The 24,825-nt window shown below is 72.5% G+C and carries 21 protein-coding genes and 1 pseudogene; 6 read left to right on the top strand and 16 right to left on the bottom strand.

Annotated features, from left to right (window positions below; genetic code table 11):
- The first annotated feature begins 162 nt into the window (after positions 1–162).
- Positions 163–1,146: a fatty acid desaturase gene (locus AB0K65_RS12945; protein WP_365715862.1), complete on the top strand. Its 984-nt coding sequence runs from the start codon at positions 163–165 to the stop codon at positions 1,144–1,146.
- Positions 1,146–1,832 (top strand): TetR/AcrR family transcriptional regulator, encoded by a 687-nt coding sequence (locus tag AB0K65_RS12940; RefSeq protein ID WP_365715959.1) that lies wholly within the window; start codon positions 1,146–1,148, stop codon positions 1,830–1,832. Before AB0K65_RS12945 ends, AB0K65_RS12940 begins: the two co-directional genes overlap by 1 nt.
- Positions 1,833–1,904: 72 nt before the next feature.
- On the opposite strand, the gene AB0K65_RS12935 is transcribed toward AB0K65_RS12940, so the two are convergent.
- On the bottom strand, positions 1,905–2,747 hold the full coding sequence (locus AB0K65_RS12935) for a trans-aconitate 2-methyltransferase (protein WP_365715861.1): 843 nt from the start codon (positions 2,745–2,747) through the stop codon (positions 1,905–1,907).
- A gap of 132 nt (positions 2,748–2,879) precedes the next feature.
- On the opposite strand from AB0K65_RS12935, the gene AB0K65_RS12930 reads away from it, so the two are divergent.
- The gene (locus AB0K65_RS12930) at positions 2,880–3,377 is read left to right on the top strand and encodes a MarR family transcriptional regulator (protein WP_365715860.1); all 498 of its coding nucleotides are present in this window, start codon (positions 2,880–2,882) and stop codon (positions 3,375–3,377) included.
- On the opposite strand, the gene AB0K65_RS12925 is transcribed toward AB0K65_RS12930, so the two are convergent.
- The 15 genes from AB0K65_RS12925 to rsmI form a co-directional block, all read right to left on the bottom strand.
- Positions 3,336–4,100, bottom strand: coding sequence for a response regulator transcription factor (locus AB0K65_RS12925; RefSeq protein WP_365715859.1), 765 nt, complete (start codon positions 4,098–4,100; stop codon positions 3,336–3,338). The genes AB0K65_RS12930 and AB0K65_RS12925 overlap by 42 nt on opposite strands.
- A 364-nt stretch (positions 4,101–4,464) precedes the next feature.
- Positions 4,465–5,613 (bottom strand): galactokinase, encoded by a 1,149-nt coding sequence (gene galK, locus AB0K65_RS12920; protein WP_365715858.1) that lies wholly within the window; start codon positions 5,611–5,613, stop codon positions 4,465–4,467.
- Positions 5,610–6,578 (bottom strand): UDP-glucose 4-epimerase GalE, encoded by a 969-nt coding sequence (gene galE, locus AB0K65_RS12915; RefSeq protein WP_365715857.1) that lies wholly within the window; start codon positions 6,576–6,578, stop codon positions 5,610–5,612. Before galE ends, galK begins: the two co-directional genes overlap by 4 nt.
- A complete protein-coding gene (gene galT, locus AB0K65_RS12910; protein ID WP_365715856.1) occupies positions 6,575–7,618 on the bottom strand; it encodes a galactose-1-phosphate uridylyltransferase in 1,044 nt (347 codons plus the stop codon). The genes galE and galT overlap by 4 nt, the downstream gene beginning before the upstream one ends.
- Positions 7,619–7,827: 209 nt before the next feature.
- Positions 7,828–8,508: a response regulator transcription factor gene (locus AB0K65_RS12905; protein ID WP_365715855.1), complete on the bottom strand. Its 681-nt coding sequence runs from the start codon at positions 8,506–8,508 to the stop codon at positions 7,828–7,830.
- A gap of 215 nt (positions 8,509–8,723) precedes the next feature.
- Positions 8,724–10,496: a PQQ-binding-like beta-propeller repeat protein gene (locus AB0K65_RS12900; RefSeq protein ID WP_365715854.1), complete on the bottom strand. Its 1,773-nt coding sequence runs from the start codon at positions 10,494–10,496 to the stop codon at positions 8,724–8,726.
- A 45-nt stretch (positions 10,497–10,541) separates the two neighbouring features.
- Complete coding sequence (locus tag AB0K65_RS12895) at positions 10,542–12,119, bottom strand: PQQ-binding-like beta-propeller repeat protein (protein WP_365715853.1); 1,578 nt, start codon at positions 12,117–12,119, stop codon at positions 10,542–10,544.
- Positions 12,120–12,135: 16 nt separating this feature from the next.
- Positions 12,136–13,947 carry a PQQ-binding-like beta-propeller repeat protein gene (locus AB0K65_RS12890; RefSeq protein ID WP_365715852.1) on the bottom strand — a complete coding sequence of 604 codons (1,812 nt, stop codon included), beginning with the start codon at positions 13,945–13,947 and terminating at the stop codon, positions 12,136–12,138.
- A 111-nt stretch (positions 13,948–14,058) separates the two neighbouring features.
- Positions 14,059–15,873, bottom strand: a complete 1,815-nt coding sequence (locus AB0K65_RS12885) for an ABC-F family ATP-binding cassette domain-containing protein (RefSeq protein ID WP_365715851.1) — start codon at positions 15,871–15,873, stop codon at positions 14,059–14,061.
- Positions 15,874–16,056: 183 nt separating this feature from the next.
- A complete protein-coding gene (locus tag AB0K65_RS12880) occupies positions 16,057–17,028 on the bottom strand; it encodes a 4-(cytidine 5'-diphospho)-2-C-methyl-D-erythritol kinase (RefSeq protein WP_365715850.1) in 972 nt (323 codons plus the stop codon).
- On the bottom strand, positions 17,025–17,885 hold the full coding sequence (rsmA, locus tag AB0K65_RS12875; protein WP_365715849.1) for a 16S rRNA (adenine(1518)-N(6)/adenine(1519)-N(6))-dimethyltransferase RsmA: 861 nt from the start codon (positions 17,883–17,885) through the stop codon (positions 17,025–17,027). Before rsmA ends, AB0K65_RS12880 begins: the two co-directional genes overlap by 4 nt.
- Positions 17,882–19,147 (bottom strand): ubiquitin-like domain-containing protein, encoded by a 1,266-nt coding sequence (locus AB0K65_RS12870; RefSeq protein ID WP_365715848.1) that lies wholly within the window; start codon positions 19,145–19,147, stop codon positions 17,882–17,884. The genes rsmA and AB0K65_RS12870 overlap by 4 nt, the downstream gene beginning before the upstream one ends.
- A 72-nt stretch (positions 19,148–19,219) precedes the next feature.
- Entirely contained in the window at positions 19,220–20,089 is an 870-nt protein-coding gene (locus tag AB0K65_RS12865) for a TatD family hydrolase (RefSeq protein WP_365715847.1), read from the bottom strand.
- A 153-nt stretch (positions 20,090–20,242) separates the two neighbouring features.
- Positions 20,243–20,776 (bottom strand): hypothetical protein, encoded by a 534-nt coding sequence (locus tag AB0K65_RS12860; protein WP_365715846.1) that lies wholly within the window; start codon positions 20,774–20,776, stop codon positions 20,243–20,245.
- 139 nt (positions 20,777–20,915) lie between these two features.
- Entirely contained in the window at positions 20,916–21,794 is an 879-nt protein-coding gene (rsmI, locus tag AB0K65_RS12855; RefSeq protein ID WP_365715845.1) for a 16S rRNA (cytidine(1402)-2'-O)-methyltransferase, read from the bottom strand.
- Positions 21,795–21,855: 61 nt separating this feature from the next.
- Between rsmI and AB0K65_RS12850 the strand changes: the two genes are divergently transcribed.
- The 3 genes and pseudogenes from AB0K65_RS12850 to AB0K65_RS12840 all read left to right on the top strand — a co-directional run bounded on the left by AB0K65_RS12850 (position 21,856) and on the right by AB0K65_RS12840 (position 24,752).
- The gene (locus tag AB0K65_RS12850; RefSeq protein WP_365715844.1) at positions 21,856–23,598 is read left to right on the top strand and encodes a phospholipid carrier-dependent glycosyltransferase; all 1,743 of its coding nucleotides are present in this window, start codon (positions 21,856–21,858) and stop codon (positions 23,596–23,598) included.
- Positions 23,599–23,659: 61 nt separating this feature from the next.
- A pseudogene (locus tag AB0K65_RS12845) lies at positions 23,660–23,908 on the top strand (tyrosine-type recombinase/integrase); the annotation flags it as partial.
- A 46-nt stretch (positions 23,909–23,954) separates the two neighbouring features.
- Positions 23,955–24,752, top strand: a complete 798-nt coding sequence (locus tag AB0K65_RS12840; RefSeq protein ID WP_365715843.1) for a hypothetical protein — start codon at positions 23,955–23,957, stop codon at positions 24,750–24,752.
- Positions 24,753–24,825 lie beyond the last annotated feature (73 nt).

Raw genomic sequence — 24,825 nt, 5'->3', positions numbered from 1 at the left:
CTGCCATACTTACGTCGCCGTAGGTTACGGAAGCGTAGCCACGCGCTGGCGTTCGTCCGAGCTTGTCCTACATCCTCCCCTTCCGCTCCTCCGCTCTTTCGTCCGTTCGCCACGCTTCACCCCATCACCCCCCTTCCTTCCTTTTCTCCCCAAGGGACACCTATGACCACAAGCCCCGAGGTGACCTCGGACCCCGAGGTACGCGACTCCGCCGCCGACCTGCCCTCCGCCACGCTCGGCGGGGACAGCAAGCGATCGATCGAGCAGATCACGCTGCTGCTGTTCATCACGGTCCCCTTCCTCGCCCTGCTGGCGGCGGTGCCGCTGGCCTGGGGGTGGGGGGTGAGCTGGCTCGATCTGGGTCTTCTGGTGGCGATGTACTACATCGGCTGCCACGGGATCACCATCGGCTTCCACCGCTACTTCACGCACGGTTCCTTCAAGGCGAAGCGGCCGCTGCGGATCGCTCTGGCGGTCATGGGGTCGCTGGCGGTGGAGGGTCCGCTGGTGCGCTGGGTGGCCGATCACCGCAAGCACCACCGGTTCTCCGACGCGGAGGGCGACCCGCATTCGCCGTGGCGCTTCGGCGAGACCGTGCCGGCGCTGATGAAGGGCCTGTGGTGGGCGCACATCGCCTGGATGTTCGACGAGGAGCGGACGCCGCAGCACAAGTACGCGCCGGATCTGATCAAGGACCCGGCGATCCGGGCGATCTCGCGGCAGTTCATCTTCTGGACGATCCTGTCGCTGGCGATCCCGCCGCTGGTGGGCGGGCTGGTGACGATGTCGTGGTGGGGCGCGTTCACCGCGTTCTTCTGGGGCTCCCTGGTACGGGTGGCGCTGCTGCACCACGTGACGTGGTCGATCAACTCCATCTGCCACGCGGTGGGCAAGCGCCCGTTCAAGTCGCGGGACCGTTCGGGCAACGTGTGGTGGCTGGCGGTGCTGTCGTGCGGCGAGTCCTGGCACAACCTGCACCACGCCGACCCGACCTCGGCGCGGCACGGGGTGCTGCGGGGCCAGGTCGATTCCAGCGCGCGGCTGATCCGGTGGTTCGAACAGCTCGGCTGGGCCTCGGACGTGCGCTGGCCGGACGCGTCCCGGATCGAAGCCCGGCGCCGGGGCGAGCCCGCCGACGCGGCATGATGGAGAACGTGGCGATCGACGGCAGTACCAGCGGTACCGGCACCCCCGGCGGCGAGAAGCCCCGGCGCGGGCGCCGGGTGCGGATGACGGGCGCGGAGCGCCGCGAGCAGTTGCTGGACATCGGCCGGACGCTGTTCGCGGCCAAGGGCTTCGAGGGCACGTCGGTGGAGGAGATCGCCGCGAAGGCGGGCGTCTCCAAGCCGGTGGTGTACGAGCACTTCGGGGGCAAGGAGGGGCTCTACGCGGTCGTCGTGGACCGCGAGATGCGCCAGCTGCTCGACATGGTGACCGGAGCGCTGACCGCGGGCCATCCGCGCGAGCTGCTGGAGCAGGCCGCCTTCGCGCTGCTCGACTACATCGAGCGGTACACCGACGGCTTCCGGATCCTGGTCCGCGACTCGCCGGTGGCCCAGTCCACCGGCACGTTCGCCTCGCTGATCAGCGACATCGCCACGCAGGTGGAGGACATCCTCGGGCTGGAGTTCAAGGCCCGCGGCTTCGACCCGAAGCTGGCCCCGCTCTACGCCCAGGCACTGGTGGGCAGCGTGGCACTGACGGGCCAGTGGTGGCTGGACGTTCGCAAGCCGAAGAAGGCCGAGGTCGCGGCCCATCTGGTGAACCTGGCCTGGCACGGTCTGGACGGTCTGGAGCAGAAGCCCCGGCTGATAGGGCACCGCAAGAGCTGATCCGCGCGGCCGGGGCGGTGGTCCCGGTGACAGGTCGGGGGCGTCGCCGTGGGCGGCGCCCCCGGCCGTGCGTCAGGCTCCCTTCCGGGCGACGGCGAAGATGCGCCGGAACGGGAAGACCGTGCCGCGCGGGCCCCGCGGGTAGGCCGCGCGCAGGAGGTCGCGGTACTGGGCGAGGAAGGCGTCCGTCGCCTCCTGGTCGCCTTCCAGCGCGGTCAGGACGGGGCGCAGCGCGGTGCCCTTGACCCAGTCGAGGACGGGGTCCTCGCCGGGGAGCAGCTGGGAGTACGTGGTCTCCCAGACGTCGGTCTCGCAGCCGAGGTCCGAGAGCCGGTGGAGGTAGTCGGCGGGGTCGAGGACGTGGACGAAGCGGCGGCCCTCGTCGCCGAGGCGGTCGCGCCACTGGGGGGTGTCGCAGAGTTCGCCGAGCAGGGCGTGGCTGGGCGAGGTGAAGTTGCCCGGGACCTGGAAGGCAAACGTTCCGCCGGGGCGCAGCCCTTCGATCCAGGGGGCGAAGGACTCGGGGTGGTTGGGGACCCACTGGAGCGCGGCGTTGGAGACGATGAGGTCGTAGGGCTCCTCGGGGGTCCAGTGGGCGGCGTCGGCGGGCCGGAAGTCGAGCCAGCCGCCGCCGGCCGTGGTGCCGGCGTGGTCCTTCTCGGCACGTTCCAGCATGTCGGGCGAGAGGTCGAAGCCGGTGATGTGGGCGTCGGGCCAGCGCTCGGCGAGAAGGACGGTGACGTTGCCGGGGCCGCAGCCGAGGTCGGCGATCCGGGCGGGGCGGTCGCCGTGCGGAAGGTGCGGTATTCGGGCGAGCAGGTCGAGGAACGGACGGGTGCGGTGGCCGGAGTGACGGAGGTACTGCTGTGGGTCCCATGTCGGTGCGACAGAAGCAGAAGCTGGTCCGGAATGCATGTTCGAAGCCCCCTTGCTGGAACGAGTTGCCGAAGCGGAACAGGGTTCCGGCCCGGTCCTTCCCCATAGTCCAGCGGAATATATCTTGACGTCAAGAGACTTTATGTCAACAGACCGTTTACACTGATCGTCATGGAGGACGAGGTCGACCGTCTGGTCGCTGCATGGCGCCGCGAGCGCCCCGACCTCGACGTGGAACCGCTCGAGGTGCTCAGCCGCGTCTCGCGGCTCGCCCGGCACCTCGACCGCGCCCGTCGGCTCGCCTTCTCCGAGCACCACCTGGAGCCCTGGGAGTTCGACGTCCTCACGTCGCTGCGCCGCGCCGGCGCCCCCTACCAGCTCTCCCCGGGTCAGCTGCTGACCCAGACCCTGGTCACCTCGGGCACCATGACCAACCGCATCGACCGGCTCACCAAGAAGGGCCTCGTCGAGCGGCTGCCGGACCCCAGCGACCGACGGGGCGTCCTGGTCCGCCTCACCCCCGAGGGCCGCGACCGGGCCGACCAGGCGCTGGCCGGCCTCCTCGCGCAGGAGCGGGCCATCCTGGCCCAGCTCTCCCGGACCCAGCGCGGCGAACTGGCCGACCTGCTACGCCAGCTGACCGCCCCGTTCGACAACATCCCCGGCTAGGTCCGCGGGCCCCACGCCCGCCCGGCGCGCCAGCGCCACCGCGGCCAGGGTGGAGTGCACCCCCAGCTTCCCGAGCACGTTCTGCATGTGCGTACGGACGGTGTGCGGGGACAGGAACAGCCGCTCGGCGACCGCCTTGCGACCCAGGCCCGCCACCATGCAGCGCAGCACCTCCCGCTCGCGCGGCGTCAGCGACTCCACGAGCTGCTCGCTCTCGCTGCGGTGCTTGCGGGCCGCCGTCAGCTCCCGCAGCACACCGGTGAGCAGCGCCGGGGGCAGATGCGTCTCGTCCCGCAGGACGCCCCGGATCACGGCGAGCAGCCGCTGGAGCGAGCAGTCCTTGGCCACCCAGCCCGACGCCCCGGCCTGCAGCGCGAGAGCGGCCCGGTGCGCGTCGTCCCGCTCGGCCAGGACGACCGTACGGACGGCGGGGCGGGCCTCCGCGACCCCGGCGACCAGCGAGATGCCGTCGACCACGCCCTCGGCGTCGTCCGGCACGGCACGGGCGACGGCCGGCGGGCCCGGGGCCACGCCCAGGTCGGCGTCGACCAGCATCACGTCGTAGCGGCGGCCCTCGGCGGCCGCCCGGTCCAGACAGCGCAGAGCGGCCGGGCCACTGCCGGCCGCGGAGACGTCGACGTCGGGCTCCGCCGCGAGGGCGGCGGCCAGCGACTCGGCGAAGATGCGGTGGTCGTCCACCACGAGGACCCGGATACGGACCACGGACACCCCCAAGTGTCGAGGAACGGACCGGCGCGGGCACAGCGCCGGAGAGGAGGTCCGTCGTCGCACGGCCGCCGCCGTGCTGACCCTTACCCCGCCCCAGGCGCCGTACCCGACTGGTCTCACCCCTGATCAGCACCGGCCCCCACCGGTGCTGCGCATCAGAGTACGGGCGAGGCGCCCCGGCGGAAGCCGATTCGCGGAACTGGTGGAACGCGGCGATACGCAGGGGGCGCATGTGTCCGAACGCGACTGGAGTCGACAGATCAGGAGCGGTTTCCGGGTCTCTCCCCGACCCTTTCCCGGTGCTGTTTCCCGTGGCATGTGCCGGGGCCCGGCGGCGCTCCCGGCCCGGCGCCACCGGTCAGCCGGAGAGCCTGCGCGCCCCCTCCGACGGCACCGCGGGGAAGATCCCCGGCGCCGCGTACCCCGCCTCGGCGAAGGCCTTCTCGACGGCGGCGGCCACCGCGTCCGCCGCGAGCGACTCCACGAGCACGACCGCGGAGCCGCCGAAACCGCCGCCCGTCATCCGGGCGCCGAGCGCCCCGGCCGCGTTCGCCGCCTCGACCGCGAGGTCCAACTCGGCGCAGGAGACCCGCAGGTCGTCCCGGAGCGAGACGTGCCCCTCGGTGAGGACCGGGCCGACCGCCCGCACGTCCCCGGCGTCGAGGAGGGCGATCGTCCGCACGACCCGCTCGTTGTCGGAGACGACGTGCCGGACGTAGCGCCGAACCGTTTCGTCGTCCAGACGCGCGAGAGCCTCGGACAGGTGCGCGTACGGCACGTCACGCAGGGCGCGCACACCGAGCGCCCGCGCGCCCGCTTCACACCCGGCGCGCCGCTCCGCGTACGCGCCGTCCCCGAGCGCGTGCTTCACCCGGGTGTCGACGACGAGGAGCCGCAGGCCTCGCGCGGCGAGGTCGAAGGGCACCTGACGGCAGGACAGGTCCCGGGTGTCCAGGTGCAGGGCGTGCCCCGCGACGGAGCACGCGGACGCCATCTGGTCCATCACCCCGCAGGGGACGCCCACGAAGGCGTTCTCCGCGCGCTGGGCGAGCACCGCGAGCTCCGGGCGGGACAGGCCGAGCCCGAACAGGTCGTTCAGCGCGAGCGCGGTGACGACCTCCAGGGCGGCGGAGGACGAGAGCCCCGCGCCGGTCGGGACCGTGGAGGAGATGTGGATGTCCGCGCCGGTGACCGGGTGGCCCGCTTCCCGCAGGGCCCAGGCGACACCGGCCGGGTACGCGGCCCAGCCGGTGTCGCCGGAGAGGGGTTCGAGGGAGTCGAGGTCGAGCAGGACGACGCCGCCCTCGACATCGGCGGAATGGATCCGCAGCGCCCCGTCGGTACGGCGGGCGACGGCGGCGACCGCCGTGTGCGGCAGCGCCATCGGCATCACGAAGCCGTCGTTGAGATCGGTGTACTCACCGATCAGGTTGACGCGCCCCGGGGCGGCCCAGACGCCCTCCGGCTCCACCCCGTACAGCTCCTCGAACTCCCCCGTCACGCTCATACGCGTCCCTGCTCCCTCTCCCTCGCGAACGCCCAGGCGTCCTGCACGATCTCCGCCAGGTCCGGGCGGGACGGATTCCAGCCGAGCCGCTCCCGGGCGACCTCGGCCGAGGCGACGAGCACGGCCGGGTCACCGGCGCGGCGCTCGGCCATGACCTCGGGAACCGGGTGCCCGGTCACCTTGCGGACGGTCTCGACGACCTCCCGCACGGAGAACCCGTTGCCGTTGCCGAGGTTGCAGATCAGGTGCTCGCCCGGGGTCATGGCACCCAGGGCCAGCAGGTGGGCCTCGGCCAGGTCGGCGACGTGGATGTAGTCGCGGACGCAGGTGCCGTCCGGGGTCGGGTAGTCGTCGCCGTAGACGTTGATCGCCTCCCGCTTGCCGAGGGCGACCTGGAGGACGAGCGGGATGAGGTGCGACTCGGGGTCGTGCCGCTCGCCGTTCACGCCGTAGGCGCCGGCCACGTTGAAGTAGCGCAGCGAGACGGCGGCCAGGCCGTGGGCGGCGCACTCGCCGCTGATCATGTGGTCCACGGCCAGCTTGGAGGCACCGTAGGGGTTGGTGGGCGCGGTCGGGGCGGCCTCGGTGATCGGGACGGACCGCGGCTCGCCGTAGGTGGCGGCGGTGGACGAGAACACCAGCCGGCGCACGCCCGCCTCGCGCATCGCGGCGAGCAGGGCCATCGTTCCGCCGACGTTGTTGTCCCAGTACTTCGACGGGTTGACGACCGACTCGCCGACCTGCGAGAAGGCGGCGAAGTGGAGCACTCCGTCGAAGGAGGAGTCCAGCCAACGGGCGGCGTCCTGGATGCGGCCCTCGATGAAGGTCGCCCCGGCGGGGACGCCCTCGCGGAAGCCGGTGGAGAGATCGTCGAGAACGGTGACCTCGTGGCCCGCCTCCAGCAGGTGGGTGGCGACGACGCCACCCACGTAGCCCGCTCCACCCGTCACCAGATATCTGCTCACTTGCTCGCAACCTCTCGGAGTCTGTCGGCCGCGGACTCCGGTGGCACGTCGTTCATGAACGCGCCCATACCGGACTCGGTGCCCGCGAGGTACTTCAGCTTGCCAGAGGCCCGGCGGACGGTGAAAAGCTCCAGGTGCAGCGCGAACTCCGCACGCCGCTCGTCCCCGAACGGCGCCTGGTGCCAGGCGGCGATGTACGGCGTCGGCGGCCGGCCGGGGCCGAAGAGCCGGTCGAAGCGCCTGAGCAGCTCCAGATAGACCGGGGCGAAGTCCGCGCGGGCCCTCTCGTCGAGAGCCCTCAGGTCGGGCACCCGGCGGGTCGGGTAGAGGTGGACCTCGTACGGCCAGTGCGCGGCGTAGGGGACGAAGGCGATCCAGTGCTCGGTCTCCAGGACGACCCGCACGGCGTCGGCCCGCTCCCGGGCGACGACGTCGTCGAAGAGGTTCCGTCCCGTGCGGGCCAGGTGCCCGGCGGCGCTGCGCTGCATGAGCGCGGTGCGGGCGGTGGTGTAGGGGAAGGCGTAGATCTGGCCGTGGGGGTGGCCCAGGGTGACGCCGATCTCGGCTCCCCGGTTCTCGAAGCAGTACACCTGCTCGACCCCCGGCATCTCGGCGAGCGCGGCCGTCCGGTCGGTCCAGGCGGCGAGGACGAGCGCGGCCCGCTCGGGGGTGAGGTCGGCGAAGGAGGCGTCGTGGTCGGAGGTGAAGCAGACCACCTCGCACCGGCCGGCGCCTCCGGAGAGGGCGGGGAACCGGTTCTCGAAGACGGCGACCTCGTAGTCGGAGGAGGGGATCTCGCTGAGCCGCCCGTCCCGGGAGGGGCACAGGGGGCACTCGTCGGCGGGCGGGTGGTAGGTCCGCCCCTGCCGGTGCGAGGCGATGGCGACGTGGTCCCCGAGCAGCACGTCGTGTCGGAGCTCCGAGGCGGACGCGACGCGGTCGAGGGGGCGCGCGTCGACGGCGTCGCGCACGGCGTCGTCGGCCGCGTCGTAGTAGATGAGCTCGCGCCCGTCGGCGAGCGTGGTGACGGTCTTCTTCACGGCGTGTCCTCAGGCGGGGAACCGAACAGAACCACACACAAGGAACCACAATCAAACATCGGAGTCAACGCCAAGCACCGGACCGCGGCCGATCACCAGGTCCGGTGCGCGGGAGAGGCGACCGTCTCAGCCGTCGCGCGGCCCGCGGGCCGCGCCCGCGAGGAGCCGGCGTCCGGCCGGTGGACGCGGCTCCCGGCCCCCGCGAGCCGTCACGGGCACGACCGGGGCCGCGGCGCGTGGTCCAGCAGCCCCGTCCGGGCCGCCAGCGCCGCGGCCTCCAGGCGTGACCCCACCGAGAGCTTCATCAGGACCCGCTGGACATGCGTCCGCGCCGTGCTGGGGGCGATCCCCATCCCGGCCGCGATGCCCCGCGTGTCCTCCCCCTCGGCGACCCTGACGAGGACCTCGACCTCCCGGGGCGTCAGCATGCCGAGCAGCCGCTGCCCCTCGTCGTCCGGCTGCGCCGCCGGATGCAGCAGCTCCGCGAACGCCCCCTGGAGCAGCTGCGGCGCCACGGCCGCCTCCCCCGCCCGCGCCTTGATGAGGGCCCGCTCGACGTTCTCGATGCGCTCGTCGTGCCGTACGTACCCCGAGGCGCCGGCCGCGAAGGCGGCCGCGATCCCCCGGGGGGAGGGCACGGGGCCCAGGACGACCACGGCCACCTGCGGCCGTTCCCGCTTGATCCGCACGATCGGGTCGAAGGCGCCCGGTTCGGCCGGGGCGGCCGTGCCGAGCAGGCACACCTCGGGCGCCCGGCTCACCACCAGGTCCGCCGCGCCCGCCACCGGGGCGGCCGACGCGAGCACCCGGTGCCCGCGTAGTTTCAGTGCCGAGGCGAGCGCCTCGGCCAGCAGTCGGTGATCGTCGACCACCATGAGCCGCACGCCCATTGGGCAACCCCTTTGTCCCCCCTGGAGCCGTCCCCCGGCCCCAGCCAGCGTTGATGACCCGGCAAGTTACACGCTCGTGCCCCGGGACTGTCGAATTCTTCGCCCCTCGGGGCCCGTGCAAACGGCCCGGCGCGTCGAGTGACTCGATGCGCCGGGCCGTCGCGGTTCCCCCGGCAGGGGCTCACGGGCCGATCAGCCGGTGTTCCGGCGGGTGATCAGTGGGTGGTGAACGCGAGCGCCAGGTACTCCTTGGTGGAGGACGACGTGCGCGGCTTGCTCAGCATGGTGTCCGAGATGAACATCCGCCCGTCGCGGTAGAGGATCTCGGAGTAGTCCGTGCCGAAGCTGTTCTCGGCGTCGCGCACGGAGTCGTCCGAGGGGTTCTCCATCAGGGTCGTCGCCTTCATGGTGCCGCCGTCGATGGAGACGATCTGGCCGCCCTTGTCGTACGGCGGGACCTTGTACGCGATGAGGTTGCCGCCGTCCACGCGCAGCGGGACGAGCGTGTACTTGTCACCCGCGTCCGCCTTGTCGGTGGTCGGCTTGCCGGTGGCCAGGTCGAACGAGACGATCTCGTTCGTCTCGTCGCCGTACTCGCCGGTGCTGCCCTCGTGCTCCTCGGTCGGGAGGTAGATCCGGCCGTTGCCGACGAGGACCTTCTGGCAGCTCTCCACCTCGGTGGAGCGGCAGCGGCCCGCGAACCGGTCCGCGTCCGCCGCGATCTTCGCCTTCAGCTTCCCGGTCTTCTCGTCGATCGAGAAGAAGTCGGAGATGCCGCTGCCGTCGCCGGCGGTGTCGCCGACGTCGGCGGCCACGACGAGCGGCTTGGTGGAGACGATCGACGCGTACTCCACGCCGGCGGGCATCTTGAACTGCGAGATCGGTGCGCCGGTGAGCGGGTTCAGGTTCTGGATCACGACGTACTGGCTGTCGTACGGCCCGCACTTGCGCGCCGCGACGAGGCCCTCGCCGCCGCCGTAGCCCATGTCGTGGCAGTCCTGCGCGTTGGGCTTCGGCGACCAGCGCACGTTGCCGTTGGCCAGGTCGAAGGCGGCGCCGCCGTCGGTGCCGCCGGCCGCGACGGTCGTGCCGCTGAGGGTGACCTCGCTGAACCGGGCCTTGGTGTCACCCGCGGAGCCGCCGGTGACGGCCTTGGTCCACACCATCTTGCCCGCGGTCAGGTCGATGACGCCGACCTCGGTGCACGGCTGGTAGAAGCGCGGTCCGACCCGCTTGGTCGCCTCGAAGAGGATGGCCGTCTTGTTGTCGGCCGTGACGTGCTTCGACGCGGCGCAGACCTGCCCGGGCAGGGCGAGGGTCCACAGGGCGGTGCCCTTGTCGAGGTCGTAGCCCACGATCGAGTCGACGCCGGTCTTGACGTACGCCTTGTCGGTGAGCCAGGAGCCGGAGACGTCCGTGATGTCCTGGACCTTGGGCTGGGGCAGCTGGAACGCCAGCTTGGCCTGCGGGTTGGCGGGGGCCTTCTCCTTGCCGTTGCCCCCCAGCCCGTTGCCGCCCTTGCCCTGGCTCCCGCCCGTGGTCGCGCCCGCGGTGTCGTTCTTCTCCTCACCGCCGCCGGAGTTGGCGTACCAGATGCCGCCGCCGACGATCAGGACGACGGCCACCGCGGCCGCGATGATGATCTGCATCTGCGCGGACAGCTTCTTGCCGCCGGAGGGCGGGGGCGTCTGCGCGAACTGCGGCTGGGTCGGGTACCCCCACGGCGCCTGGCCCGGCTGCTGCTGCTGCGGGTAGCCGTACGGCGGCTGCGTCGGCTGCTGCTGCGGGTAGCCGTACTGCGGCTGGGTGGGCGGCTGCTGGGGATAGCCGTAGGGCTGCTGCGGCGAAGGCGCGGGAGCGCCGAACCCGCCCTGCGGCGGGTCCTGCGGGGCGCCGAACCCGCCCGGCGGGGGGTCCTGCGGGGCCCCGAAGCCGCCCGGCGGCGGGCCGGGCGGCTGGTTCGGCGGGGGCGGAGGGGGCTGCGTCATGGCGTGGGTACCTCTGAGGTGTGGAAGGGCGGGCGGGAACCGGTGTCACTTGCCGAAGGCCAACAGCGTCTCCCTCTTCATCTCCTCGGCGTCGGTCGAGCCGACGACGGCACTCTGCACGAGGATGTACCGGCCGTCGGCGTACAGCGCCGGGGAGTCGTAGAAGCGCGACTCGGACAGGCCCGCCGAGCGCGGGACCCGGAGCAGGTCGACGGGTTCCGTCGAACCCGGAGCGACGGTGGCCAGCGAGCCGGGCTCGCCGAGCAGCGAGGCCATCCGGACCACCAGCGAACCGCCATCCATCCGCAGCGGCCAGGCCGTGCGTCCGGGGCGGCCCGGGATCCGCCGGACCTCGTTGCCGGTCCTCAGGTCGAAGGCGACGATCGCGTTGGCCTTGACCTTGGACGCCCCCGCCGTGGCCATGTAGAGGGTGGTGGCGTCCGCGACGACCCGGCAGCGCTGAAGGTCGCCGTCGAACGCGGACTGGTCCGCGCACCCTTCGGCGTACTGGTCCTTGCCCTTGAGCGACGTGCGCTTGGTCCCGTCCTCGTTGAGGACGACGACGCCGTGCATTCCCTGGGCCCGGTTGGTGGCCGAGACGACGAGGGGCCGTACGGACAGCACGTGGTCCACGCGGTAGCCGACCGGAAGCGGGTACTTCCAGCGGGACTTCCCGGTCACCGGGTCGACCTCGTGGATCTCCTCCCGCGGCTTCTCCGGGTCGGAGGTCGGGCAGGAGACCGCCGCGACGAGCTTCGGACCGCCGGCGTACGCGTACGGCTGGCACTGGCTCTTGTCCCACCGGCCGAACAGCTGCTTGCCGTCGCTGAGGCGGTAGCCGGTCGAGTACCCGTGCCGGCCCGCGGTGACGGTGCCGCCGCTCATGGCGATCGAGTAGTCGTTCATGAAGTCGAAGTCGCCCTCCTTGACGATCTTCTGCCGCCAGCCGGCCTTGCCGGTGCGCAGGTCGATCATCTGGAACCGGCGGCACTCGTCCATGTCCGCGTGGAGGCGCTCCTTGAGGGCGAGGACGATCTTCCCGTCGTCGGACGGCAGATGCGGCGCCTTGCAGATCTCGGTGTCCAGCGTCAGCCGCCACCTGACCGTGCCGTCCACGACCGAATGGCCCGTGACGGTGCGGTACATCGCGGTGACGACGGTGTCCCCGACGAGCCAGGGGCCGAAGACGTCGCCGGTGAGGGTGGTGACGTCGATGTCGTTCTTCCGGACCCACAGGACCGAGGCGTCCCCGGGGGCCCGGTCCTTGTTGTAGCGGGCCGCGGCGGCGGCGTCGGGCGCGTTCGGACCGGCGGGCCCGGCCGGACCGGAGGACGTCGGCGACGGGGCCGGCGCGGCGCTCGTGGGCGCCTTGCCGGGCTTGTCGTCGCCGTCACCGGATCCGCCCAGGGCGTACCAGGTCACCCCGCCGACGGCGAGGAGCGCCGCCACGGCGCCCGCGACCACCGCCACGGCACGGCGCCGGCCGCGCGGGGGCGGCGGAGCCTGGGGCGGGAACGCGGGCGGGGTGCCCGGCGGTCCGGCGACCCCGCCGCCGTACGGATTGAGCGTGCCGTAGGGCCCGTACGACGGCTGGGGCGGACCGGATGGCTGCGGTGTCGTCATCGGAGTCGGACGGCCCTCACTTGGCGAAGGCCATCATCGTCTTGGTCTCCATCTCGGCCTTGTCGTTGCTGGCGCTCACCCGCCCGGCGGCGATCACGAACGTGCCGTTGCCGTAGGCGTAGCCCGCGTCGTAGAAGCTGCTCTCGATCTGGGCGGTCGAGGCCGGGTGCTGGAGCAGGACCTTCGGCGCGCCGCCCGTCGGGGCGATGGTGGCGACGGTGCCGCCCTTGTCGTACGACGGGTCGGCGTAGACCAGGACCTCGGAGCCCTCCATGCGCAGCGGGATCATGCTCTGCTCACCGGGGGCCTTGGAGCGCCACTTGGACTTGCCCGTGTTCAGGTCGAAGGCGACGACCTCGTTGGGGGTGCCGTAGCTGGTCTCGGTGGCCATGTAGAAGGTGTTCGCGTCGGCCGCGACACCCACGCACCCCGAGAGGTTCTTGCCGAAGATGACGAACGAGCCGCCGCACTTGGGGGCGTACTTGTCGGTGCCGCCCTGGATCTGCGAGCGCAGCTTGCCGTTCGCGGTCAGCGCGAAGATCGTCCACTTCTTCTCGTCGCGCTGGGTGGCGGAGACGACCAGCGGGTTGACCGAGTAGACCTTGTCGACCTCCCAGTTGGCCTGGATCTTGAAGCTCCACCGGGGCTTGCCCGTGTTCGGGTCGACCTCGCTGATCTGCTGCTGCTTCTTGTTCACGTCGCCGGTGGGGCAGCTGTCGGCGGAGATCAGCTTCTCGCCGCCCGCGTACGCGAACGCCTTGCATCCGCTCGCGGGCGTGCCGAAGAGCTGCTTGCCGTCGGCGAGGGAGAAGCCGTACGAGCTGCTGCTGCCGGCGGCGGTCACGGTGTTGCCGCTGATGGCCAGCGTGTTGTCGTCGAAGGCGAACAGACCGGTGGCCTTGGGGACGGACCTCTTCCAGCCGGCCTTTCCGGTCTTGAGGTCGACCTTCTGCAGCGTCGTGCACTTGGCGCGGTCGCCGGCCTTGTCGTGGACGCCGATGACCATCGTGCCGTCGGCGGCGGGCGCCGGCGGGGCGGCGCACATCTCGAAGGGCAGGTCCAGGTGCCACTTCGGCGAGCCGTCGGTGAGGCTGTAGCCGTCGAGACCCTTGTACATGCCCTTCACGACCACGTCGCCGACGATCCACGGACCGTAGACGTCGGCACCGTTCTTGGGAAGGTCGACGCTGTTCTTCAGCAGCCAGTTGATCTTCGCCTCGCCGGGCTTGCGCCCGCCGTTGAGGTCGTCCCCGCTGTCGCGGCCGCCTCCGTCGCCGCTGCCGTCGCCCTGGTCGACGGAGGGAGAGCCGGTGGGGGCGGTCGGGGTCCCGGTCGGCTTGGCGACCGGCTTCTCGTCGTCGCCGCCGCTGAGGGCGAACCAGGTGCCGCCGCCGATGACGAGCAGCGCCGCGACCGCCGCGGCGACGATCACGCCGGGCTTGCCCTTGAAGGGGTTGTTCCCGCCGGGAGGGGTGGGCGCGCCGGGGTACTGCGGCTGGCCGGGGTAGCCGCCGTAGGGACCGGGCTGCTGACCGTAGGGACCGGACTGCTGGGCGTACGGCCCGGGCTGCCCGGGCTGCTGCGGGTAGCCGTAGCCGGGCGCGGGCGCCTGCTGCGGATAGCCGTAACCGGGCTGCGGCTGCTGGCCGTACGGGCCGGGCGCGGGCGGCGGCGTCTGCGGGGCCTGGCCGTACGGGCCGGGCGTCGCGGGCGGCGGCGTCTGCGGGGATTGCGGCGGAACCGGGGGCAGCGGCGGGACGCCTTGGTTGCCCTGGTTCGGATCCGGTGCGCCGAAGCCCGGCGGCTGGTTGCTGGGCGGCTGGGTCATCAGCGTTCCCCCTTGATGTGAGCGGGTTTTCTTTCTACCACTCGGGGGATGGCGCAAAAGTGACCGGTCCGCCCCTTGTACCCAAGGGAGGACCGGCCCGTGATGCCCTCGTTACGCGTCCTCGGCCAGTTCGAGCCAGCGCATCTCCAACTCGTCGCGTTCCGCGACCAGTTCACGCAGCTCCGCGTCCAGCTTGGCCACCTTCTCGAAGTCTGTGGCGTTATCGGCGATTTGGGCGTGCAGCTTGGTCTCCTTGTCGGAGAGCTTGTCCAGCTGACGCTCGACCTTCTGCAGTTCCTTCTTCGCGGCCCGGGCGTCGGCGGCGGACACCGTCTTCGCGGAGCCGGCCGTCCGGGCGGCGGAAGGGGCCGGTGCCGGGACCGACGCCTCGATCATCCGCCGGCGGCGCTCCAGGTACTCCTCGATCCCGCGCGGCAGCATCCGCAGGGTCCGGTCGCCGAGCAGCGCGAACGTCTTGTCCGTCGTCCGCTCGATGAAGAACCGGTCGTGGGAGATGACGACCATGGAACCGGGCCAGCCGTCCAGGAGGTCCTCGAGCTGGGTCAGGGTCTCGATGTCCAGGTCGTTGGTGGGCTCGTCGAGGAAGAGGACGTTCGGCTCGTCCATGAGGAGGCGCAGGAGCTGGAGACGGCGGCGCTCACCGCCGGACAGGTCGCCGACCGGCGTCCACTGCTTCTCCTTGGTGAAGCCGAACTGCTCGCACAGCTGGCCCGCGGTCATCTCCCGGCCCTTGCCCAGGTCGACGCGGTCCCGGATCTGCTGGACCGCCTCCAGGACCCGCAGCGAGCCGGGCAGTTCGGTGACGTCCTGCGAGAGGTAGGCCAGCCGCACGGTCTTGCCGACGACGATCCTCCCGGCGGCCGGCTGGGTCTCGCCCTGGGTGACGGCCGCGTCGGCGAGGGCGCGCAGCAGCGAGGTCTTCCCGGCGCCGTTGACGCCGACGAGGCCGATCCGGTCGCCGGGCCCGAGCTGCCAGGTGAGGTGCTCAAGGAGGGTCTTGGGTCCGGCGGTGACGGTGACGTTCTCCAGGTCGAAGACCGTCTTGCCGAGCCGCGCGTTGGCGAACTTCATCAGCTCGGAGGTGTCGCGCGGCGGGGGCACGTCGGCGATCAGCTCGTTGGCGGCCTCGATGCGGTAGCGGGGCTTGGAGGTGCGGGCCGGGGCTCCGCGCCGCAGCCAGGCCAGCTCCTTGCGCATGAGGTTCTGCCGCTTGGACTCCTCCGTCGCGGCGATCCGCTCGCGCTCGGCGCGGGCGAAGACGTAGTCGGAGTAGCCGCCCTCGTACTCGTGGACGGCGCCGCGCTGCACGTCCCACATGCGGGTGCAGACCTGGTCGAGGAACCACCGGTCGTGGGTGACGCAGACGAGCGCCGAGCGGCGCGTCTGGAGGTGCCCGGCCAGCCAGGCGATGCCCTCGACGTCGAGGTGGTTGGTGGGCTCGTCGAGGACGAGCAGGTCCTGGTCGTCGATGAGCAGCTTGGCGAGCGCGATGCGGCGGCGCTCACCGCCGGAGAGCGGACCGATGACGGTGTCGAGGCCGTGCTCGAAGCCGGGCAGGTCGAGGCCGCCGAAGAGTCCGGTGAGCACGTCGCGGATCTTGGCGCTGCCGGCCCACTCGTGGTCGGCCATGACGCCGATGACCTCGTGCCGGATGGTGGCCTTCGGGTCGAGGGAGTCGTGCTGGGTGAGTACGCCGAGGCGCAGCCCGCCGCTGTGGGTGACCCGGCCGGTGTCGGCCTCCTCCAGCTTGGCGAGCATCCGGATCAGGGTGGTCTTGCCGTCGCCGTTGCGTCCGACGACACCGATCCGCTCCCCTTCGGAGACGCCGAGAGAGACGCCGTCGAGCAGGGCACGGGTGCCGTACACCTTGCTGACAGCCTCGACATTGACCAGATTGACGGCCACTTTGACTCCTGTACGGGGGGATCGATCGACGTCCCAGGGTAGACGGCCCGCCGGTGGGACGGAGTGCGTGATCACCCGCGGCCGTACGGGCGCCCGCGGCGGCGCCCTCCGGACCTCACCCGCGGGCCCGGCCCGCTCGGCCGGAGCGGGAGTCCGGGCCGGAAGCCGGCCCGGCGCCCAAGGTCAGGCCAGGACCGCCGCGCCCGGCGCCGGGGAGGTGGCCGCGCGGGCCGTGCGGCAGGTGCCGGAGGCGATCAGCGCGGCGGCCACCGCGTCCGCCGACGCCGCGTCCTGCACCAGGAACGCCGTCGTCGGACCGGATCCCGAGACGAGGGCGGCCAGGGCGCCGGCCTTCGTGCCCGCCTCCAGGACGTCCGTCAGGGACGGGCGCAGGAAGACGGCGGCCGGCTGGAGGTCGTTCATCAGCGTCGCGGCCAGCGCGGCGGTGTCGCCGGTGCGCAGCGCCTCCAGGAGGGCCGGGGAGGCGACCGGTTCGGGGACGTCGACACCGTCGTTGAGGCGGTCGAAGGCGCCGTACACGGCCGGGGTCGACAGACCGCCGTCGGCGACGGCGAAGACCCAGTGGAACGTGCCGCTCACCGGCAGCTCCGTGAGCCGCTCACCGCGGCCGACGCCGAGCGCCGCCCCGCCGACCAGGCTGAACGGCACGTCGCTGCCGAGTTCGGCGCAGATGTCGAGGAGATCCGCGCGCGGGGAGTCCAGCCCCCACAGGCGGTCGCACGCGAGCAGCGCGCCGGCGCCGTCCGCGCTGCCGCCCGCCATGCCGCCGGCGACCGGGATGTCCTTCTTGATGTGCAGGTGCACGTCGGGTGAGAGGCCGTGCCGGGCGGCGAGCAGCTCGGCGGCCCGCGCGGCGAGGTTCGTGCGGTCCAGCGGCACCTGGTCGGCGTCCGGGCCCTCGCAGGTGATCTTCAGCTCGGCGGCGGGGGTGGCCGTGACCTCGTCGAAGAGCGACACGGCGAGGAAGACGTTGGCCAGGTCGTGGAAGCCGTCGGGCCGCGCTCCGCCGACCGCCAGCTGGACGTTGACCTTGGCCGGCACGCGGACGGTGACACCGGCCGCCCGACCGTGCGCCGGAACCGGAACCGGGACCGTGGCCGTGGCCCGCGCGGCCGCCCCTTCCGTACCGCTCACTTCTTCGCCTCCGCGATCCGTGCGAACTCCTCCACCGTCAGCGCCTCGCCGCGCGCCTGCGGCGAGATCCCCGCGGCGACCAGCGCCTCCTCGGCGGCGGCGGGCGAGCCCGCCCAGCCGGCGAGCGCGGCCCGCAGGGTCTTGCGGCGTTGCGCGAACGCCGCGTCGACGACCGCGAAGACGTCGGCCTTGGAGGCCGTCGTGGCCACCGGCTCCGCGCGGCGGACGAGCGAGACCAGACCCGAGTCGACGTTCGGCGCCGGCCAGAAGACGTTGCGGCCGATCGAGCCCGCCCGCTTCACCTCGGCGTACCAGTTCGCCTTGACCGACGGCACGCCGTAGACCTTGTTCCCGGGCCGTGCGGCGAGCCGGTCGGCGACCTCGGCCTGCACCATGACCAGCGTCCGCTCGATGGTGGGGAAGCGGTCGAGCATGTGCAGGAGGACGGGCACGGCCACGTTGTACGGAAGGTTCGCGACCAGCGCCGTGGGCGGCGGGCCCGGCAGCTCCTGGACCTGCATGGCGTCGGAGTGGACGAGCGCGAAGCGGTCCTTCCGCCGGGGCATGCGGGCCTCGATCGTCGCGGGCAGCGCCCCGGCGAGCACGTCGTCGATCTCGACGGCCGTCACCCGGTCCGCCGCCTCGAGGAGGGCCAGGGTCAGGGACCCGAGCCCCGGGCCCACCTCCACGACCACGTCCTCGGGGCGCACCTCGGCCGTGCGGACGATCCGCCGGACGGTGTTGGCGTCGATGACGAAGTTCTGGCCGCGCTGCTTGGTCGGGCGTACGCCAAGCGCCGCTGCCAGTTCGCGGATGTCGGCGGGGCCGAGGAGGGCGTCGGGATCGGTGGTGCTCACCGGTACAGCCTACGGCCGCAGTGGGGCCAGGGACTCGCCCCCCGCTGCACGTAGAGCTTCTTGGCCCGGTACGTCTGCTCCGAGGCGGACGCGTTCTGCGCGACGCCGCTGCCGCCGAGCGAGCGCCAGGTGCCGGGGTCGAACTGGTAGAGACCGCCGTAGGTCCCCGACGGGTCGACGGCGTTCGGCCGTCCACCGGACTCGCACGCCGCCAGCGCGCCCCAGTCGAGGCCGTCGGCTCCGTCGACCGAGCTGGGCAGCGGCCGGGTGCCGACCCGCACCTTGCGGCTGACTGGCTCGCGGACGATCTCCTCGCCGATCCTCCTCGGCCGCTGCCGGACGCCGTTGACGGTGCGCAGGACGTAGGTGACCCGGCGCACGCCGTGCTCCCCCTGGCGTTCGACCACCTCCGTCCCGGCGAACAGGCCGGGGTCCCGCGTCCGCTCGACGGCGTACGGAACGGCCTCCTCCCGCACCTCCTTGGCGCCGGTGATCCGCATGACCGTGATCGTCTGTCCGTCGCGCGGGAAGGAGCCGGGCGGCACGGAGGTGGTGTCCTGGCCGGAGAGGGTGATCCCGGCCTGCTCGACGGCCTCGCGGACGGTGGCGGCGTTGGTGCGCAGGGTCCGCTCGCGTCCGTCGGCGAGGAAGGTGACGGTCCGCTCGGTGCGCACGTCCAGAGCGAGGCCCTGGCGGGAGATGGCCGCGGAGCGCGAGACGGAGAGGTACGCGCCCTCGGCCCGGACCCCCAGCTGGCGCAGGGCGCCGTCGACGGTCCGTGCAGTGGTCCACACCTGGCGGCGCTGCCCGTCGAGGGTGAGGGAGACGGGCCGGCCGTAGCGGACGACGACCTCGTCGCCGCTGGCCAGTTCCTCGCCGGGGGCGGGGGCGACGATGTCGTGCGCGCCCACGGTCAGGCCCTCGTCGGCGAGGAGTTCGTCGACGTCGTCGGCGAAGGTGTGCAGGGTGCGCGGGACCCCGTCGACGGAGAGCCGGACGGCCTTGTCGCTGGCCACGAAGGCGCTGGTGCCGCCGGCCAGGAAGGCGACCACGAGGGCCTGGGGCACGATGCGCCGCAGGCCCTCGCCCGTGGTGGGGGCGGCCTTGCGGCGCCTGGCCGCCCGCCGCGCCTCGGCACGGGTCGCGGGGGCCCCGCCCTGGCCGGGCACCAGGGGCGCCACCAGGGTCGGCTGCTCATGGAGGGAGGGTTCCGGCCGGCGTCCGCCGCGCGCGGCCCGGTGGCTTCCCTGCGAGTTGCTCACGAGGCCGGGACCCTAGCGGCAGCGGCCGTCACTCTCCAAAGCGCCCCGACTACGACACGTAACCGTTATGGATCAGTAATCGAAGGCGGTCGCGGTGTTGGCGGCGATCGCCGCGCACAGCTCGTCCTCGCCGATGCCGCGCACGGCCGCCATCGCGCGGACGGTGACGGGGATCAGATAGGGCGCGTTGGGCCGCCCCCGGTAGGGCGCCGGTGTGAGGAAGGGGGCGTCCGTCTCGACCAGGACGAGTTCCAGCGGAGCCACGGCCAGGGCGTCGCGCAGCGGCTGGGCGTTCTTGAAGGTCATGTTGCCGGCGAAGGACATGTAGTAGCCCTTGGCGGCGCAGATCCGGGCCATGTCGGCGTCGCCGGAGTAGCAGTGGAAGACCGTCCGCTCGGGCGCGCCCTCCTCGTCGAGGATCCGCAGGACGTCGGCGTGGGCCTCCCGGTCGTGGATCACCAGTGCCTTGCCCTGCCGCTTGGCGATCTCGATGTGGGCGCGGAACGAGCGCTCCTGGGCGGCGATGCCCTCGGGGCCGGTGCGGAAGTGGTCGAGCCCGGTCTCGCCGACGGCGCGGACGTACGGCAGGGCCGCGAGGCGGTCGATCTCGGCGAGCGCGTCGTCGAGCGCCGCGTCGCCGCCCGCCTCGCGGGCGCCCTGGCGGGACCATCCGTCGGGATCGCCGAGGACGATCCGGGGGGCCTCGTTGGGGTGCAGGGCGACGGCGGCGTGCACGTTCTCGTGCGCGGCCGCGGTCTCGGCGGCCCACCGGGAGCCCTTGATGTCGCAGCCCACCTGGACGACGGTCGTGACGCCGACGGCGGCGGCCTTGGTGAGGGCCTCCTCGACGGTGCCGGACTGCATGTCCAGGTGGGTGTGCGAGTCCGCCACGGGCACGAGAAGCGGCTCGGGCAGCGGCGGCGGGGCGTCCTTGGAACTCATGCCCCGATCGTACGAGGGGTCACGGGGCCGCCCGCGGCGGCCCGGGGCCCCGGGCGCCCGTCGTCGGGAGCCGCGGGCACGGGCGGTCCGCCGTCAGGAGCCGGGAACCCGGGGCCGCCGCCGTCGGGAGCCGGGAACCCGGGCCGTCCGCCGTCAGGAGCCGGCCGGGGGCCTGCGGTGGAACAGGTCCCCCAGGCGCCAGTGGTGGGGTTCCCGTGCGTGCTGAGGCTCTTGAGGTTCCTCGTGCGTCGCCGCGCGGACCGGTCCCGGAGCGTCGCGCCCCGATCCCCGCGTCCGCTCCGACCGCCGGGCCCGCTCCGGGGAGCCGGTGCGCTCCAGATCCTGGCCGATCGGCCCCGCGAGTCCGATCGGTCCCGCGGGCGCGACGCGCCTCCCCGCCCTGACCTCGTCGGGATGGTGCGCCTGCTCCCACGAGTCGAGCACCGATGACACCTGTCCCGCGCGCATGATGCGGACGACGTGTCCGCCGCAGTTCACACAGGTGGGACTGGACAACGGTGACGCGACCCGCTCGCCGTTGGCCTTGTAGACGACGAATTCCTGGCCGGAGGCGTCGACGTGGTGTTCGATGTCGTACGCCTGTTCCCAGCCGTAGCCGCAGCGCATGCACGCGAAGGCGTACGCCTCATGCGCGACGGTGATGCCGGTGCCGGTGATCTCGCTCATTCCAGCTCCTCTCCACTGATTCAGTGGACGCCTTTTCGGGCCGGAGCGCATCAGCGCCGGTCGAACAATGGAAAGCTCTTTGGCCTTCCCTTGCCCGGAGGCCCTCAGGAGGCCCGCCGCGCGGGTTTCGCTTTGCCTTTCACGATAGACCTTTACCGTCCGGGGGGCTTGACGCGGCCGCGTTCTTCGCCGCGACGACGGCGTCGAACACCTCACGCTTGGGCAGGCCGGCCTCGGCGGCGACCGCCGCGATGGCCTCCTTGCGCCGCTCCCCCGCCTCCTCGCGCACCCGCACCCTGCGCACCAGCTCCTCGGGGCCCAGGTCGGCGGGCGCGGCGGGCGGGGCGCCCTCGACGACGACGGTGATCTCGCCCCGTACGCCCTCGGCGGCCCAGGCCGCCAGCTCGCCCAGGCCGCCGCGCTTCACCTCCTCGTACGTCTTGGTCAGCTCGCGGCAGACGGCGGCGCGCCGGTCGGCGCCGAAGACCTCGGCCATCGCGGCCAGGGTGTCGTCGAGCCGGTGCGGGGCCTCGAAGTAGACGAGGGTCCGCCGCTCGTCCGCGACCTCACGGAGCCGGCCGAGCCGCTCGCCGGCCTTGCGGGGCAGGAACCCCTCGAAGCAGAAGCGGTCCACGGGGAGCCCCGACAGGGCGAGCGCGGTCAGCACCGCGGAGGGCCCGGGGACGGCGGTGACCTTGATGTCCGCCTCGACGGCCGCGGCGACCAGGCGGTAGCCGGGGTCGGAGACGGAGGGCATGCCCGCGTCGGTGACCAGCAGCACCCGCGCGCCGCCGGCCAGCGCCTCGACCAGCTCGGGCGTACGGGCGGCCTCGTTGCCCTCGAAGTAGGAGACGACACGGCCGGAGGTCTGCACGCCGAGGGCCCTGGTGAGGCCGCGCAGCCGGCGGGTGTCCTCCGCCGCGACGATGTCGGCGGACCCCAGCTCCGCCGCGAGCCGCGGCGGGGCGTCCGCGATCTCCCCGATGGGTGTCCCTGCAAGTACCAGCGTTCCTGTCACATGGGTCATCCTCGCAGCCCGGACAGGCGACTCGCACAGGCGCGTTCCCTACGATGGCGCGGTGACCAGTACCGCACCTGAGGCCCTGCAGGGTCCGCACGCCGTGGAAGAGCCCCCGCCGTGGCAGCAGCGTCTGCGGCGCTTCGGCTACACGCCCCGGGCCGGGGGCGCCGCCGGGCCCGGGCTGCGGGAGCGTCTCGTACCGCCGTACACCCGGCCCTCGCAGCGCCTCCGGTCGCTCCTGGGGATCTCGCCGGGCGGCGGGGACCTGCTCTGGCGGCTGGCCGCCTGGGGCGGTCCGCTGCTGGTGGCGGCGTTCGCGGGGGTGCTGCGGTTCTGGAACCTCGGCAAGCCGCACGCGGTGATATTCGACGAGACGTACTACGCCAAGGACTCCTGGGCCCTGATCAACCAGGGGTACGAGGGGGCGTGGCCCAAGGACATCGACAAGACGGTCCTGAAGGACCCGGGCTCGGTCCTGATTCCGACGGATCCCGGCTACGTGGTCCACCCGCCGATGGGCAAGTGGGTCATCGGCGTCGGCGAGAAGCTGTTCGACTTCACGCCCTTCGGCTGGCGGTTCATGGTGGCGCTGCTCGGCACGCTGTCGGTGCTGATGCTGTGCCGGATCGGGCGGCGGCTGTTCCGCTCGACGTTCCTGGGCTGTCTGGCGGGCACGCTGCTCGCGGTGGACGGCCTGCACTTCGTCATGAGCCGCACGGCGCTGCTGGACCAGGTGCTGATGTTCTTCGTCCTGGCCTCGTTCGGCTGCCTGCTGGTGGACCGCGACTGGGCGCGGCGGCGGCTCGCGGCGGCGCTGCCCACGGACGAGGAGGGCGTGCTGCGGCCGGACGCGGCGGTCGCCGAGACCCTGCGCCTCGGCCTGCGGCCGTGGCGGCTCGCGGCCGGGGTGATGCTGGGACTGGCCTTCGCCACCAAGTGGAACGGCCTCTACATCATGGCCGCGTTCGGTCTGATGGCGGTGCTGTGGGACGCGGGCGGCCGGCGCACGGCGGGGGCGGTCCGCCCCTACCTCGCGGTGGCCCGGCGGGATCTCGTACCGGCGTTCGTCTCGGTGGTGCCGGTGGCGGTCCTCACCTACGTGGCCACGTGGACGGGGTGGATCGCCTCGGACAAGGGCTACTTCCGCAACTGGGCGGCGGAGCAGGACAAACTGACCGGCGGCGGCTTCTGGTCGTGGCTGCCGGACTGGCTGCGCAGCCTGTGGCACTACGAGACCGAGGTCTACGAGTTCCACGTCAATCTCACCTCGCACCACACGTACCAGTCGAACCCGTGGAGCTGGATCGTCCTCGGCCGCCCCGTCTCCTACTTCTACGAGAGCCCCTCCCCGGGCCAGGCGGGATGCCCCGCCGACGCGACGGAGAAGTGCGCCCAGGAGGTCCTGGCGCTCGGCACGCCGCTGCTGTGGTGGGCCGCGTGCTTCGCGATCCTCTACGTCCTGTGGCGCTGGTTCTTCCGCCGTGACTGGCGGGCGGGCGCGATCGCCTGCGGCATCGCGGCGGGCTGGGTTCCGTGGTTCCTCTACCAGGAACGCACCATCTTCCTTTTCTACGCGGTGGTCTTCGTCCCGTTCCTTTGTCTCGCGGTGACGATGATGATCGGGGCGATGGTGGGGCCGCCGGGTTCGTCGGAAAGGCGGCGGACATTCGGCGCGGTGGGAGCGGGAGTTCTCGTCCTGCTGATCGTCTGGAATTTCATCTACTTCTGGCCGATCTACACGGGCACGTCGATTCCGATGGACGAGTGGCGCAATCGGATGTGGCTCGACACGTGGGTGTAGCAGGGCGGGAGCACCACTCCGGGCCGGGCGGCGACCATGTCCGCGTGAGCTACTCAACGGCTTCATGGGGAAGCCCGCTCTCGCAGCCGGGGGCGTCATCCCGGAGCCGCAAGACGGCGAGCGGCACGCGTCCGCCCCGGAGCACGGCATGCACGCCCTGCGGCACTTCTACGCCGCCGTGCTCCTGGACGCCGGCGAGAATATCCGGGCCCTGAGCCGGTACCTCGGCCACGCCGACCCCGGGTTCACGCTCCGGACGTACACCCACCTCATGCCGAACGGCGAGGGGCGAACCCGGAAGGCTGTGGAGGCTAATCCCACGCCTGAAAGCCGTCCCCGCCCTACTATCAACGCCCATGTCCACCACTACCTCACCGATACCCGTCCTCCGGGGCCGCGCTGGTACCACCCTCCAGGCTCAGGACGACGTCCTCGTCCTGAGCCGGCGGCGCAAGGAGAAGCGGATCCCGCTCCAGGCCGTCCGCCGAGTCGGCGCCGAGGGCCGTGCCCTTGCCGTGGAGCTGACCGCCCCGGCCGGGACGGCCCCGGCCACGTACACGGTCCGGGGCGTGAGTGAGGCGGCGGCCGCGGCGTTCGCCGACGCCGTCACCGCGATGCTGCCGGAGGAGCGGGCGGCCGACGGCACGGCTCTCGTCACCGACAGCGCGCCGGCGGGGTCCGACGACGACTGGTACACGCGCGCGTTCAGGCTCACGGCGTGGGTCACCGGCCTGGTGGCGGTCGGGGTGGCCGTACCCCTGGGCATCGTGGAGTCGGTGAGCCGCGCGATCGCGTTCTTGATGTTCACCCCCATCGCCGTGGGCATCGCCGCGTTCGGGGTCGCGTGCCTGTCCATGCAGTACCGCGAGTGGACCTACCCCCGGTACGGCATCACCGTCGAGGCGGTGCGCCGCGGCCACAGGGACTACGCCTACACCGACCTGCACGGCGTGGTCCGCGGCGCGTACATCTCCGGCAGCGCGCCGACCATCAAGGTCGCCTACCACCCGCGGAACCCCGCCGACCCGGTCCACGCGAAATCGTGGATCGCCAAGGCGGCGGGCACGCTCGTCCTCCTGGCCGTCATCGCCGTCGGTCTCGCCTTCCTGGCCCTCACCGTCTCCATGGCCGTCGACGGCTTCCAACGCGCCTGATTCCCCCCGGCGGACGAACTCCCGACGGTCCGGGAGCCGCCCCGGAAGTACCCCGTGAGCCGCCCCGAAGGTC

This window comes from Streptomyces sp. NPDC053755 (assembly GCF_040677675.1).
GTDB lineage: Bacteria > Actinomycetota > Actinomycetes > Streptomycetales > Streptomycetaceae > Streptomyces.
The sequence above is the reverse complement of the archived record's forward strand: the minus strand, read 5'-3'. Positions and strand labels throughout refer to the sequence as shown.

Bases quoted from the DNA above. Each gene is read 5' to 3' on its own strand.
- AB0K65_RS12945 (WP_365715862.1), top strand. From the start codon at position 163: ATGACCACAAGCCCCGAGGTGACCTCGGACCCCGAGGTACGCGACTCC.
- AB0K65_RS12940 (WP_365715959.1), top strand. From the start codon at position 1,146: ATGGAGAACGTGGCGATCGACGGCAGTACCAGCGGTACCGGCACCCCC.
- AB0K65_RS12935 (WP_365715861.1), bottom strand. From the start codon at position 2,747: ATGCATTCCGGACCAGCTTCTGCTTCTGTCGCACCGACATGGGACCCA.
- AB0K65_RS12930 (WP_365715860.1), top strand. From the start codon at position 2,880: ATGGAGGACGAGGTCGACCGTCTGGTCGCTGCATGGCGCCGCGAGCGC.
- galK (WP_365715858.1), bottom strand. From the start codon at position 5,613: ATGAGCGTGACGGGGGAGTTCGAGGAGCTGTACGGGGTGGAGCCGGAG.
- AB0K65_RS12905 (WP_365715855.1), bottom strand. From the start codon at position 8,508: ATGGGCGTGCGGCTCATGGTGGTCGACGATCACCGACTGCTGGCCGAG.
- AB0K65_RS12900 (WP_365715854.1), bottom strand. From the start codon at position 10,496: ATGACGCAGCCCCCTCCGCCCCCGCCGAACCAGCCGCCCGGCCCGCCG.
- AB0K65_RS12895 (WP_365715853.1), bottom strand. From the start codon at position 12,119: ATGACGACACCGCAGCCATCCGGTCCGCCCCAGCCGTCGTACGGGCCC.
- AB0K65_RS12890 (WP_365715852.1), bottom strand. From the start codon at position 13,947: ATGACCCAGCCGCCCAGCAACCAGCCGCCGGGCTTCGGCGCACCGGAT.
- AB0K65_RS12865 (WP_365715847.1), bottom strand. From the start codon at position 20,089: ATGAGTTCCAAGGACGCCCCGCCGCCGCTGCCCGAGCCGCTTCTCGTG.
- AB0K65_RS12860 (WP_365715846.1), bottom strand. From the start codon at position 20,776: ATGAGCGAGATCACCGGCACCGGCATCACCGTCGCGCATGAGGCGTAC.
- AB0K65_RS12840 (WP_365715843.1), top strand. From the start codon at position 23,955: ATGTCCACCACTACCTCACCGATACCCGTCCTCCGGGGCCGCGCTGGT.